The 12,491-nt window shown below is 62.3% G+C and carries 10 protein-coding genes and 1 pseudogene; 9 read left to right on the forward strand and 2 right to left on the reverse strand.

What is annotated here, in order from left to right; translation table 11 throughout:
• Nucleotides 1-122 precede the first annotated feature (122 nt).
• Nucleotides 123-749 (forward strand): sterol desaturase family protein, encoded by a 627-nt coding sequence (locus tag FIV42_RS07525; protein ID WP_222615404.1) that lies wholly within the window; start codon nucleotides 123-125, stop codon nucleotides 747-749.
• Nucleotides 750-1,051: 302 nt separating this feature from the next.
• On the opposite strand, the gene FIV42_RS07530 is transcribed toward FIV42_RS07525, so the two are convergent.
• Nucleotides 1,052-1,837 (reverse strand): formate/nitrite transporter family protein, encoded by a 786-nt coding sequence (locus FIV42_RS07530; RefSeq protein ID WP_141197082.1) that lies wholly within the window; start codon nucleotides 1,835-1,837, stop codon nucleotides 1,052-1,054.
• A gap of 523 nt (nucleotides 1,838-2,360) precedes the next feature.
• Between FIV42_RS07530 and FIV42_RS07535 the strand changes: the two genes are divergently transcribed.
• The 8 genes from FIV42_RS07535 to FIV42_RS07570 all read left to right on the forward strand — a co-directional run bounded on the left by FIV42_RS07535 (nucleotide 2,361) and on the right by FIV42_RS07570 (nucleotide 11,490).
• Nucleotides 2,361-3,254, forward strand: a complete 894-nt coding sequence (locus FIV42_RS07535) for a bile acid:sodium symporter family protein (protein WP_141197083.1) — start codon at nucleotides 2,361-2,363, stop codon at nucleotides 3,252-3,254.
• A 552-nt stretch (nucleotides 3,255-3,806) separates the two neighbouring features.
• Nucleotides 3,807-4,499: a DUF4386 domain-containing protein gene (locus FIV42_RS07540; protein ID WP_141197084.1), complete on the forward strand. Its 693-nt coding sequence runs from the start codon at nucleotides 3,807-3,809 to the stop codon at nucleotides 4,497-4,499.
• A gap of 131 nt (nucleotides 4,500-4,630) precedes the next feature.
• On the forward strand, nucleotides 4,631-5,119 hold the full coding sequence (locus FIV42_RS07545; protein WP_141197085.1) for a YkgB family protein: 489 nt from the start codon (nucleotides 4,631-4,633) through the stop codon (nucleotides 5,117-5,119).
• Nucleotides 5,120-5,225: 106 nt separating this feature from the next.
• Nucleotides 5,226-5,381 carry a hypothetical protein gene (locus FIV42_RS30050; protein WP_168210488.1) on the forward strand — a complete coding sequence of 52 codons (156 nt, stop codon included), beginning with the start codon at nucleotides 5,226-5,228 and terminating at the stop codon, nucleotides 5,379-5,381.
• Between the two features lie 42 nt (nucleotides 5,382-5,423).
• Nucleotides 5,424-6,095, forward strand: coding sequence for a hypothetical protein (locus FIV42_RS07550; protein WP_141197086.1), 672 nt, complete (start codon nucleotides 5,424-5,426; stop codon nucleotides 6,093-6,095).
• 1,150 nt (nucleotides 6,096-7,245) lie between these two features.
• A complete protein-coding gene (locus FIV42_RS07560) occupies nucleotides 7,246-9,189 on the forward strand; it encodes an ATP-binding protein (protein ID WP_141197087.1) in 1,944 nt (647 codons plus the stop codon).
• Nucleotides 9,190-9,399: 210 nt separating this feature from the next.
• On the forward strand, nucleotides 9,400-9,996 hold the full coding sequence (locus FIV42_RS07565; protein ID WP_222615405.1) for an HdeD family acid-resistance protein: 597 nt from the start codon (nucleotides 9,400-9,402) through the stop codon (nucleotides 9,994-9,996).
• A 54-nt stretch (nucleotides 9,997-10,050) separates the two neighbouring features.
• The gene (locus FIV42_RS07570; protein WP_141197088.1) at nucleotides 10,051-11,490 is read left to right on the forward strand and encodes a DNA integrity scanning protein DisA nucleotide-binding domain protein; all 1,440 of its coding nucleotides are present in this window, start codon (nucleotides 10,051-10,053) and stop codon (nucleotides 11,488-11,490) included.
• A 73-nt stretch (nucleotides 11,491-11,563) separates the two neighbouring features.
• On the opposite strand, the pseudogene FIV42_RS07575 reads toward FIV42_RS07570, so the two are convergent.
• Nucleotides 11,564-12,136, reverse strand: a pseudogene (locus tag FIV42_RS07575) (HipA domain-containing protein); the annotation flags it as partial.
• Nucleotides 12,137-12,491 lie beyond the last annotated feature (355 nt).

Consider the following 12,491-nt stretch of genomic DNA (forward strand, 5'->3'; position numbering starts at 1 on the left):
GTTCGGGGCCACCTAGGCACCGCCAACTGCGCGGCAGGCGCTCGCTTGGAACACGCTACGGCGGAACCTCGCGGCAAGGCCAACAAACGCGAACCAAGCACAAAAAACCGACGTGGATGGGCATGGGGTTTCCAGACGACGCCAAATTCTTCAGCTACCCGACGCCCTGGATCATCGCCCTAACCGCACTCGCCGCCTGGGTGGCCAGGCCATTCGTAGGCGGCTTCGGATGGTGGGACTTGATCTTGCCGGTGGCCATCGTGGCGTTCTGGCCGCTGCAGGAGTGGCTCATCCACGTGTTCATCCTGCACCTCAAGCCCGTCGAGCTCTTCGGCAAACGCTTCGACCTGCACCTTGCCAAAAAACACCGCGATCACCACGGAGATCCGTGGCGCCTCGAAGACGTCTTCATCCCGTTGCGCTCCCTTCTGCTCGGCTTGCCCGTCGGCGTCGGCCTCTGGCTTCTGGTCGCCCCCGACTGGGGCATCGCGCTCACCGGCGTGGGCTTCTACGCCACGCTGGGGCTCGTCTACGAGTGGACCCACTATCTGGTGCACACGAACTACCGCCCCAAGACGAAGCTGTATCGCCGGCTGTGGAAGAACCACCGGCTGCACCACTTCAAGAGCGAGCAGCACTGGTACGGCGTGACCATGCTCGGCGGCGATCGCCTACTCGGCACCGCGCCCGATGTCGGCGAGGTCGAGACCTCTGAGACCTGCAGGACGCTTGGGGTCGGCCAAGACTAGCGGCGTCGAAGTTCGAAGAGGCTGTGTGCGGTGGCCGTGCAGGTCAGTCACCTCAACCCCTCCGCCTCGCTTCGCTTCGGCACCTCCCCTTCGGCGAACTGCGCCGTGGGGAGGGAATGGTTGCTCTTGTGGGAGTAGTCGGTGGTTGATCCCCCCTTCGGCTCGCCTCAACAAGCACTTGTGGTTGTCGAGGCAGCCATTCGCCCCCCACGGCCGCTGTCTCAGGCCGAAGGGGGCAGCCGCCGAGAGGGCTGGAGGCGTTAGCAGGCTATACGGGCGATACGACTTATAACACGCAGCTTTCAGCCGTCGTCGTCACTCGCGCCCTTGGCCTGAGCGACGTGGCTGAAGGTGACGAGGCCGACGCCGCCTACAAGATTGCCCGCGGTAACGAGCCCCATGATCCTAAAGAGGTCGCCGAAGTCGACTGCCGCGTCGAAGAGAATGCCAAAGAAGACGTGCAACACGGTGACGATGACATGATCGAAGGGACCAAACGCCAGAAGAAATCCGACGAGATACGCCATCAAGATGCGGCCAACGACGCTGTTGACCCCCTTCAACATGAAGGAAAGGAGCGACACGAGCGCGCCTCCCACAAAAGCCGACGCCAACACGGTCCACACGCCCCGACCTGCGATCTCCTCGGCCAACGTGGCCAATGCGCTCGCGGCTCCCTTTGGCAGAACGCCGGCCACCCCGAAGACGAGCGCAAAGAGACCGCCGCCGACCAGGTTGAGAAGAAAGGTCAGCCCCCAGAGACGCAAGATCGCGCCTGCCTTTAACTCCCCTTGTTCAAAAGCAGTTGCCACCGGGTCAAAGAAGTTCTCGTTGAACAGCTCGGCACGCCCCACAATCAGAAAAACGAGTCCCACTGCGAAAGCGAGCGCGCCGGCCAGTTGGGAGACCTGCCCCCACTGCGGTTTGACTAGGCTGTGGGCGATACCCAGGGCGACGAGGCCAAAGACGATGGTAAACCCGGCAATGAAGCTGGTCGACACAAGCTCGAGCATCGATTGCCCCAGCCGTCTGTCCCCCTCGTCGGCAGCGCGATGAAAGATCTCGGACGGCTTGGGAGCAACGGACATCGGTCCTCCTTAACTTACGTAGCGTCTTACTTTCGACCTGAGTGAGAAAATCTAGGAGCGAAGTTCGCCTTAGCAAAGGCTCCGCACTCTTCGAGAGATGGGGGCAAGACGTCGTGATCCTCAGATTTTGCGGGTGACGTACACTCCGAGGCCAAGTCCCGGCGCAGCAACCGCAGGCCGTCGCGTTTGGTGTGCGCGCACACAAACCGTCTCTCGGTATCCGTGAGACGTGCGCCGAGTATGCCTTGCCGACGCCGCGCCAATCCGCACGTTCAATGAGAGTCGGACAACTGAGGAGGGCTTCAACGAAGCGGCGCGACAGCGGGGAGACTGATGAACCATAAGATGGCATGCACGTAGGGGCATGGCATTCCCCCACGAAGCCCAGCCCACACGGTTCATCTTGCAGAAGAACCACCCTGCCCGTTAGAGTCGACATCTCGCGTTTCTAAATCGTATGTCGGCGACGAGCTGTCAGGGCAACTCCTGCCCGTAGGCCACGCTGCTCATTGGTGGAGTTGGAATGGAAGAGAGCGTACTGACCTCGGTGGTCTTACCCGCCGCCCTGTTTTTGATCATGCTGGGGATGGGCCTTTCGCTGGTCGTCGACGACTTTAAGCGGGTCGTGGCGTATCCCAAAGCCGCCATCACCGGCCTGTTTTGCCAGTTGATCTTGCTGCCTGCGTGCGGCTTCTTGCTGGCGAAAGCCTTCGGGCTGCGACCCGAGATGGCCGTAGGCCTGATGATCATCGCCGCGTGTCCCGGCGGAGTCACCTCCAACCTGATCACCCACGTCGCCCGCGCCGACACGGCGCTGTCAGTGACCCTGACCGCCATCAACAGCGTGGTCGCGATCTTTACCATCCCGCTCGTCGTGGGCTTCGGCCTCGAGTACTTCTTGGACGCATCGCGGGGTATCGAATTGCCGGTGCTCAAGACCATCGGCCAAGTCTTCGGAATCACGGCGGTGCCGGTGTCCATCGGCATGTTTATCCGGGCGCGCCGTCCTGACTTCGCCGACCGCATGGACCGACCGGCGCGCATCGGCTCGGCCGTGGTCTTCGTACTCATCGTCGCCGGCATCATCGCCGCCAACCTCGACATTCTGCGCGAGCACTTCGCCGCCCTGAGCGGCGTGACCTTCGCGCTGAACCTGCTCACGATGGCCCTGGGAGCGGTCGCCGGCAAGCTCGTGCGCCTGCCGGCGCGCCAGACCCTGACGGTCGCCATCGAAGCAGGCATCCAAAACGGCACGCTCGCCATCGTCATCGCCACATCGATCCTCAAGCAAGGCGACATGGCGCTGCCCGGCGGCTTCTATAGCCTGGTGATGTTCGTCTCCGGCGCGGCCGTGATGTTCTACGGCTCGCGAACGCACGAGGCCGGCGAGGACGAAGCTGCGCCCGCGGGGGCGTGATCGGGGATGGCGGCCTTGCAGGTGCGTGGCCTCACCCCCTCCGCCTCGCTTCGCTTCGGCACCTCCCCTTCGGCGGACTGCGCCGTGGGGAGGGAATGGTTGCTCTGGCATGCGTGGTCGATAGTTGGTGCCCCCTCCGACTCGCCCCAAAAATCACTTGTGGTTGTTAGACCGACCATTCGCCCCCCACGGCCGCAGTTTCAGGCTGAAGGGGGGCAGCTGCCGCAAGCAGCGGGGGGGTTGGGGTTGCTCGCCTGCAAGGCCTACAAAACCAAACTCAAACCAGCCCAAGATGGTCTGGCACCGAAAACAACCACGCAAACGCACCGGCGACGCGTTGCGCGTCCACCCTCGTGGGCCAATGGTGTGTGTCTCGCATCCACTTGTTTCCAGACTCCGACGAAGTCAGCAGGCCTCGGCCGCCCTGCAAATTTGCATGGCAACCATGCCGTCACAACCAATTCCCCAGTCACAGACGCATGGCTATCCTCGAATGGTGGGTGCGAGAGAGCATCACACCATCAATATTGATTTTCATTCGAGGAGAGAAACATGAAGGACATCACACCACGGGTTGCCGCGCTCACCGCCGGCCTTGGAATGCTGCTGATGGCAGTCATTGCCCCGCTCTGTATCTTCGGCGTCATCGAAAAGATGGCCGTCCCTGGCGATGCGTCGGCCACCGCGGCGAACCTCATCGAGTCGGCGAGTCTGGTCCGAAACGCCGGCGTCGGCTTGCTCGCGGTGGTGCTCTTGGACGTGATCGTCGCCTGGGGACTGTACGTGGTGCTGCGCCCGGTCAACGCGAGCCTCTCGTTGCTCGGCGCGTGGCTACGCGTGACCTACTCGGCCATCTTCGCCGTGGCGATCACCAACCTATTCGACGCCACGCGCGCCGCCACGGTGGACCCGGAGCAGGCCCTCTTTCTGTTGGGAGGCTTCGATCAAGCCTGGCAATTCGCCCTGGTGGTCTTCGGCGCGCATCTCGTCGTCGTGGGCTACCTCGCCTGGCGAGCCGACTACATCTCTCGGTGGCTCGGGGCGCTGCTGGTCATCGCGGGCGTCGGCTACGCCCTCGACGGCGTAGGCACCCTCATCGACCCGACCTATCTCCTCGACGTCGGCAGGTTCACGTTCGTCGGCGAGATTCTCTTCCTCTTTTGGCTGCTTATCCGGGGAGCGCGTAAGGGCATGGGGTTCTCGACGACGCCACACAGTAGCGAGGGTTGTTTTCGAGCAAATTGAATCCGGCGCCAGGCCTTCCTTGTCTGTAAATAGGATGCCACCAGAGGTCGGTGGCCCCATCACCTCCGGGTCTCGACCGGCCCGGGAGGAGGTATGGCAACGACATCCTTAAACCAAGAGGAGGTAAGGCGATGGCACTCTTAAACTACCATACTCTGCGGAGACGATTGGTTGTCGCTAGCAAGGTGGTCATGCGGTTCGGGTTGGCACTCGTGCTCATCTGGATCGGCGCCATGAAATACACCGAGTACGAGGCCAGCGGCATTAAGCCGCTAGTCGAAAACAGTCCATTGATGAGCTGGCTCTACGACATTTTCAGTGTAAGCGGCTTTGCTGCCCTTCTCGGGGCGTTCGAAATCACAATCGGGGTGCTCATCGCACTGGGTTTCGCGGCGGGGCGGCTCCCGGTCCTGGGGAAGCTCTCCGCCCTGGGCAGTGCATTGGCGGGGTTGATGTTCTTGGGGACCCTGTCCTTCATCTTCTCCACGCCTGGATGGGAGCCATCCCTGGGGGGATTTCCGGCACTATCGGTGGCGCCAGGCCAATTTCTCCTCAAAGACATCGTCCTGCTCGGAGCGTCGTTATGGACAGCGGCAGACTCGCTAGAGATGGCGCGCTGAGTAGGCCTTGCCGAAGCCGCGCAAATCCGCACGTTCGAAGGGAGTCGGATCACTGTGAAGGATTTCAACGAAGCAGCGCGGCGGCGGGGGAGTGATGGACCAAAAGATGGCAAGAGGCATGGCTTTGCTCGGCGAGTTGCCCGAAGTCCAGGCCGAGGACGCCCCCGGGCGAGTCGCCGAGATTTACGACGATATTCGCGCGACCCTGCGGGTTCCCTTCGTCAACTTCATCTTTCGAGCGCTGGCGAATTTCCCTGATTAACTCGATGCGTTGTGGACCGCCTATCGCCCCGTATTTCGAAGTATGGAGTTCGAGCGCGCGGCCGACGAGCTTCGCGACCGAGCAGCCCCCCAAGGAGATCTCGAGGCCGGCGGGCGCGATTGGAGCCAGCTCGGGGCTCTGGACCAGATTGGCCCCTACACCGATTCGATTCACTACGTTCTGCCCAAGCTGTTGCTCGTCGCGCAGGCGTTTGCGAGCCAACCCGACAATTCGGCCTCGACCGAGAAAAATGACGCCCCAAATGGGCAAGAGTTAGCCTATGGCATCGCCCCGGGGACGAAGCGAGTGGCGATGGTCGACCCGCAAGAGGCGCCTTCGCCGGTCGAGGAGCTCTTCGAGGATATCAAGCAGCACCACCAGCATCCCGGCGTGGCGAGTTATTTTCGCTCGTTGGGCAACTGGCCGGCGTTCCTCGAGGCGATCTGGCACGAGATTCGCCCTCAGGTGGGGACCGACACCTACAACGCCCGCAAGAGTTCTCTGACTGGACAGGCCGAGCAAGCCATCTCGCCTCTGCTGAGACGCGCTGTGGCGAGGCCGACGATCCCCGACGACATCACAGCAATCCTCTGGGTGTTCGAGCGCCGACTCATTCCCGACCTCTTACTCGACGTGACGATGATCGAGGCGCTCCTGGGTAGGACAACGGTAACGGGCGGCTCTTCCTTCAGCGTTGCAAAAGGCGTTTTGTAAGGGAACGGAAGGGCATGGGGTTCCCCGACGACGGGGTTCCCCGACGAAGCCCATTTGGTGCGGGTCTGCGCCACCAAGGCGACCATCGGGAGCCGCGCCGAAGCGTGCGTTGCGGTCGCCTTGCAGGTCAGTCACCTCAACCCCTCCGCCTTCGGCACCTCCCCTTCGGCGAACTGCGCCGTGGGGAGGGAATGGTTGCATCTCTGGGAGTGGTCGAGGGTTGGTGCCCCCTCCGGTTCGCGCTGTACGGCGCGCGAGCCACCTCCCCCACGGGGGAGGAGAACCTCGCCCCAATAACCACTTGTGGTTGTTGGGGCAGCTCTTCGCCTTCGACAAACACATGTGGCTGTTGGACCGACCATTCGCCCCCCACGGCCGCAGTACCAGGCCGAAGGGGGGCAGCCGCCGAGAGGCGGCGGGGGGTTGAGGTAACGAGCCGGCAAGGCGCACGCTTCGCATGCTCCAACCAGGCCAAGATGGCCTGCCTCCAAAAGCACGCCACAACACAAAAAACCCGCCCAGACCTAAGTCTGAGCGGGTATTTTGTTCTTCTCAGTCGGGGCGAGAGGATTTGAACCTCCGACCTCTTGCTCCCGAAGCAGGAAAACTCGCCTTGGCGAGGGCCTGCTTTGGGGGCTGGAGGGGGCTGTCGGTGGGTGGCGGTCGAGTTTAGGTTTCAGCACATTTCAGCGCGTTTGACCGATATTGCAGCGCGTTTCAGGGTGTTCACACCCAAAATCACACCCACGCATGAGCGGCGCAGCGTTGCTTTGGCGCATGGTACAGTTTGAGCGCGGGATTGACCCGACACCAGCTTGGTTATCCCAGCAGCGATCTTAGGATCGTGGCCCTGGAGTGGTGTTTGGAGTGGTTTGGGTGTACTCCAGCCCATTGCAAGTTGATCTTGCTGACGGTTTACTTCGGCTCGTACGGGCTCATCCTCAGCGGTAGCTTGCCGCTGTCGGTGACGTAGGCTTTGTGCCCGGTGATGGGTGTCGGTATGGCCGGCATCGGTTTTTGGATTTCCCACGATGCGCTGCACGGAGCCTGCTCGTAGTATGGCGGTCAACCGCATCCAGCGGTTGCCTTCGGCGCACAGACAGAGTAAGGCTTCATCTTCTACAACACTCCATTTGATGCGGCGTTTCCGATGAAACAGCGCGACTTCAAAGTGCTCGTTCTGGGCTCACTCCCCGAGGCAGACGACCTCTTCGAACGTGGCGTGTTCAAAGACGAATACCCGTGCGAGCCCGTACGCGTCGAAAATCCAGAGGAGTTCGGGAGGGCCGTTCGTGAACCCACCTTCGATCTGATCCTGATCGACGTCGAGCCGCACGGTATCAACGTGCTTCGAAGCGTCCTCGACGAGCGACCGATGCGCCCCATGATCATGGTCGCCGACGCCGCGCAGGGCGACGTCATCTTAGAGGCCAAACGCCTCGGGCTCGAGCGTTACGTGATGCGACTGAGCGACGATGTGCTCAACGCCGACCTGCTCGCCGAGGAGATGGTGTTCATCTTACAGCGCTTGTCCGAGCCGCCGTCGATGGAACACCCCACCGTCGAGGAGTTGTTTCGCTTCGCGCAGTACCACAACGTGCGCCAGCCGTTCTTCGTCATCGATCGAAATCATCGCCTCTTGTACACAAATGCCTCGGGAAAGGCACTCGTGAAGGCCGTTCACGACCACGATCTTCGTGAAGGAGACCAGTACGATCGCTTCCCGTTGACGGGCTCGACGCAGGAATCCACGTCGCATCTCAATGAAGCGCTGGGCGGTTCTGAAGTCGAAATCGAGCACACCTACGAGCGGCTTGTCAAAAACGATCGCCACCGCGAGGTGTTCTACCAACCGGTGCACGACACCACTGGCGCTGTGGTCGCGGTGTCGATCGCCTGCAAGAACATCGGCCTGAGGCTCCAAGCCCAGCAGAAGGTCGAACGCCAGGAACAAGCGCTCTGGTCGTTTTTCGAGCTGGTCCCCCTCCCGCTCAAGGTCGTCGGCCCCGACCTTCGAATTCACCGCGCCAACGCCGCTCTCGCCGACTTTCTGGGCTACGACGATCCCGATGAACTCCAAAGGGTGACCCTCGACAGCCTGCTCCACCCGGACGATCTCGGAGAAGCCCATCTTGCGCTGAATGGTTTGTTCGAAGAGACCTCCTCCTACGCTCACTTCGAGTGCCGCTACCAGCACCTGAATGGTGAGACGGTGTGGGTCAACCAAATTGACTTTCCGTTGCGCGGACTCGGAGACGAGGAGTCGGAGGGCCTGGTGTTGGCCTTGAGCGTCGACATCACTCGGCAAAAGCAGGCCGAGCAGCGCGCGGCGCAGTCGGAGCGCTTGCGGGCAATCGGAGAGCTCGCAGCCGGAGTCGCTCACGACTTCAACAACGTGTTGAGTATCGTAAAGACGTATAGCCAGCTCATCCACGCCAAGCTGGAACAAGAGGGCGACCATGAGTATGTGGGGTTCACCAACAAGATTGTGGGAGCCGTCGACCGTGCCATGGCGCTGACCGGCCAGTTGCTGACCTTCGGCCAGGAAGACGAGGGCGACAAGGCGCGGCTCGACCTCAATACTCGCATCCACGAGATAAGCGCGTTGCTCGAGCGAAACCTGGGCGAAGGCGTCGACCTGAAGCTCGAGCTGGCCGCCGACTTGCCGGCCATCGAGATCGATCCGTCGCAGCTCGATCAGGTGCTCACCAACCTCGTCATCAACGCCCGTGACGCCATGAACGCTGGAGGCTCGCTGGTGTTGAGGACACGGCAGGAGTCTAAGGGCGAAGACCTGCCACCGCATCCGGACCTGCCGACAGGCGACTACGCCCTGCTCGAGGTTGAGGATGAAGGTGAAGGCATGGATGAGCAGACCCAGCGCAAAATCTTCGAGCCGTTTTTCACCACCAAAGGCCGCTCTCGGGGCACAGGCTTGGGTCTGGCGACGGTCTACCGAATTGTCGACCGCAATGGCGGATACATCTACGTCGATAGCGAGCTCGGCTGTGGCACTACATTCACCATCTATTTTCCTGCGTCAGAGACGGGGCCTGACACCGGCAGCGATGATTTGCCCTCCAAAAAGGCGTAGATGCCGGCGCCCGTCATCAGCAACGAGCTCAGTCGTAGCGCAGCCCCCACCCGCTAGTGCACGAGGTGTCGACCGCAGACAGCCATGCCGACAAGCGATCTATAGCTGGTTGGTGCTGCGCTTCTGGAGTTGAGCGTAGGCTCCCCGAACCTACATTGTCACTGGTCGGTTGAGTGCCACGTGCCATGCACGCTTGCACAGGAGGAGACAATGCCTACGACTTCGCACGACCTCAAAACCCAATGGGGATGGATGGCGCTTCGCGGCGCTATCACCATCCTCTTCGGAATTCTCGCATTCATCTGGCCGCAGCAGGCGCTGATGACGCTGGTGATCCTCTTCGGCGTCTTCGCACTGCTCGATGGAGCAGCCACCTTCGCGTTCATGACCCGCGGCGGTCGCGCCAGTGGTGGCCGCGGCTGGCCGCTGTTCATCACCGGCATCGCCGGGTTGACCGCAGGCCTGCTGACACTTTTCTGGCCGGGCGTCACGGCGGTCACGCTGCTCTACATCATCGCCGCATGGGCCGTTGTTCGCGGTATCTTTGAAGTGGTCGCGGCCGTGCAGCTGCGAGAGGTCATGCGCTCCTCGGTGGTCCTGGGCATCGCCGGTGTCCTGTCGGTGGTTTTCGGCATCGCGCTATTCGCCTGGCCGGCCGAGGGACTGTTGGCCCTCGTCTGGCTGGTGGCGCTTTACGCCCTGGCTGCCGGAGCCGCCCTTCTGATCATGGCGTTCGGGCTGCGCGGGGTGACAGAGCAAGGGCGTCTGCGCCAGGAGCCGCCTCGCGACGGTGCCACGCCGGCTTGACCCGGACCGCTCGACAGACTTCGCTTCCGCCAGCCTGAGAGCCCAGGAGGCGTGATGCACGACCCGAACACATCGGCCAAAGAAGCGATTCAATATCTTTTTCCTGCCTTGGCTGCGGGTCTTGCGGGCTACGTGGGTGTGCACGGGCGACTGGCGGCGCTTTACGCGCGCTCACCTTACGCGCCGTTTCGGGTCTATGATCCTCACGGCCTGGTGGGTTCCCATCGCGATATTCTTCGTCAAAGCCGCGCGCCACTGCACAGACAAGCGCTTGCTCGGGAGGGTCTTCTGATCGGCCACGACAGCAAGCACGCGGCCGACTGCCCCTACATCGCCTGGCTTTACGAGCCTCCCGTCTGGCTGATCAGCGATCAGCCCATCAAAAAGTGGCTGGAGCTGGCCGCACAGGCTGCCATGCTGCGCCTCGAGCAGGGCCCCAAAGCCGGGCAGGCCCAGTGGACCCACCTCGACTGGGCGGGCTCACAAATCATCGCTCAATGCATCCGCGAGCACTTCGGGCCGGCCCGCGCGTCGGTCGTCTCGAACAACGCCTTCGAAGTGACCGCCCAGACGGTCGAGCAACTGGGACGCGTGGCCATGCGCGAAGAAGAAGGCCAACTGCCTCGGGCGAAACTGGTCGTGTCTGATTGCGCGCTCCTCGAGCCACACCTGCTCGTCTCGTTTGCCGACCGCCCCGACTTCTCCGATGTAACGCATGTGCGCAAGCTCTTGTCGACGGCTTCCATCGGCCCAAACGCGTTGGCCGCCGACGGCGAGCGCGTCCTGGGCATCGTCGGTCAGTGCCCGACGCCGGCGCTGGAGGTCGGATTTCACGGCGAACGCGGAGCTGAGATGCACGTCGTCGACACGAACGCGCAGCGCCACCCGTTGTGCACGCTTCGCCTGGGCAGCGTCAGCGGCGCGCCGATTCGACCCGACCGGCAAGTCATCGAGAGCGTGGCCTCGAGGCTGCTCGGCGACGCCGGACATCAGCAGCCCGTCGCGCACGCCTCCTGGCTGGCCGAGGTCATCTCCGAAGCCGCGGCTCACGGCTCCGGCTGCACCTTGGTCGTCGAAGATACGCCGTCACGTCTCATCGAAGTCGGCCATCGTCTCGAAGCCCCTTTACCCATTCGCGACAACCGCCAACTCGCTGCCGCCCTGAGCACCGTCGACGGAGCGCTGGTGATCGACTGGCAAGGCCACGTTCACGCATTCGGCGTCCTCCTCGACGGTCTGGCGCTCGAGCAGGCCGAAGATCGCTCCCGCGGCGCCCGGTACAATTCGGCCCTTCGCTACACCGCCATGAATCCGAAGGCCGTGGTCTTCATCGTCTCTGAGGACGGACCCATCGACGCCTTCCGCGACGGCGTCTGCTGGACGACGCCGCGTCGACTCGAGCATCCGACCGAGAAGCCGGTCGCGGACCTTGCGTTTCCCACGCTGCACGGCTACCTGGGCGCGGACCACCCGCAGGATTCAGCTCGTTGGTAACCTGCCTTAAGGACTCCGACGCAACCAGCACGTTGGACGCCTCCCGCCAGCGCTTTCGTGCTTCCACAATGTCTCACAGCTGAGCGCCGATCGCTCGGATTCGCTTGTGAACAGCAGGCGAGACATGGTGAGTGGCATGAGACTTACCAACTTGTTCTCGCAACTGCTCTGCAGCTCGTTCGAAGGCGGCCTCGGCACCGTCGAGCAACTTGTCCAACTGACGCAGCACCAGTCGCGGCTTGACACCGATGTCTGCTGCGAATTTCTCCCAGTTGTCGCGCCCTAAGCGGTCGGGGTTTCGCTCGCCGCCGACCGAGAATGCGAGTTTGTGGTCGAGTCTCGGATATGCGCGGGTGCAAACCAAATCGTAGGCCGGGGCAAGACGTGGCCCGTCGTCGGCATACAGCATGGCGAGGTTCTTGGCGTGTCCGTCGGCATTTCCTCCGATCGCGCAGAAGATGACCCCACGGATCAACTCCCACAGATCAGCAGCAGGTCTTGCCGACAACGCTCTTAACCTCTGTGCGACTTGAGACAGCGTCGGGCCTCCATCGGCCTCGTACTTGCGCGAGGGCAAGACGCCGAGAATCTGGCAAAAGTCCTCCTGGTGAAGCCGCCGTACCGACTCGCCGTCGACCTTTCGGTCGTAACGCTCGACGTCGACGAAGACGGCGAGGTGCGCGCATCGAGCCGAGACCTAACGACAGTCAGACCCAACTCGGCTGCGAAGCACGTGGTGAGGTATTCGTTTGCTGCAAGGTGAGCGAATCGCGGCGAGTCGAACGTGAGAATATGGGTAATCGCCTCGCTCCAAGCAGACAACGCGAGACCTGACGAAGTCACCACGACCGAAGCTTTGTGCTGTGCCCCTGCCAGTAACAGGCGTGGCGGGCGCTCTGAGTCGGCTAGAAACGCTGGAGCTTCGCTGGCCCATTCTTCTAATGGTTCCAACTCGATGGGCTGCCGCTGGCGTTCTTCACGCGCTGGCTGATGTGTCTGCG

The organism is Persicimonas caeni, from assembly GCF_006517175.1.
GTDB classification, from domain to species: domain Bacteria; phylum Myxococcota_A; class Bradymonadia; order Bradymonadales; family Bradymonadaceae; genus Persicimonas; species Persicimonas caeni.

What these genes read in the sequence shown, in the direction of transcription:
- FIV42_RS07525 (WP_222615404.1), top strand. Translation starts at nt 123, where the DNA reads ATGGGGTTTCCAGACGACGCCAAATTCTTCAGCTACCCGACGCCCTGG.
- FIV42_RS07530 (WP_141197082.1), bottom strand. Translation starts at nt 1,837, where the DNA reads ATGTCCGTTGCTCCCAAGCCGTCCGAGATCTTTCATCGCGCTGCCGAC.
- FIV42_RS07535 (WP_141197083.1), top strand. Translation starts at nt 2,361, where the DNA reads ATGGAAGAGAGCGTACTGACCTCGGTGGTCTTACCCGCCGCCCTGTTT.
- FIV42_RS07540 (WP_141197084.1), top strand. Translation starts at nt 3,807, where the DNA reads ATGAAGGACATCACACCACGGGTTGCCGCGCTCACCGCCGGCCTTGGA.
- FIV42_RS07545 (WP_141197085.1), top strand. Translation starts at nt 4,631, where the DNA reads ATGGCACTCTTAAACTACCATACTCTGCGGAGACGATTGGTTGTCGCT.
- FIV42_RS30050 (WP_168210488.1), top strand. Translation starts at nt 5,226, where the DNA reads ATGGCAAGAGGCATGGCTTTGCTCGGCGAGTTGCCCGAAGTCCAGGCC.
- FIV42_RS07550 (WP_141197086.1), top strand. Translation starts at nt 5,424, where the DNA reads ATGGAGTTCGAGCGCGCGGCCGACGAGCTTCGCGACCGAGCAGCCCCC.
- FIV42_RS07560 (WP_141197087.1), top strand. Translation starts at nt 7,246, where the DNA reads ATGAAACAGCGCGACTTCAAAGTGCTCGTTCTGGGCTCACTCCCCGAG.
- FIV42_RS07565 (WP_222615405.1), top strand. Translation starts at nt 9,400, where the DNA reads ATGCCTACGACTTCGCACGACCTCAAAACCCAATGGGGATGGATGGCG.
- FIV42_RS07570 (WP_141197088.1), top strand. Translation starts at nt 10,051, where the DNA reads ATGCACGACCCGAACACATCGGCCAAAGAAGCGATTCAATATCTTTTT.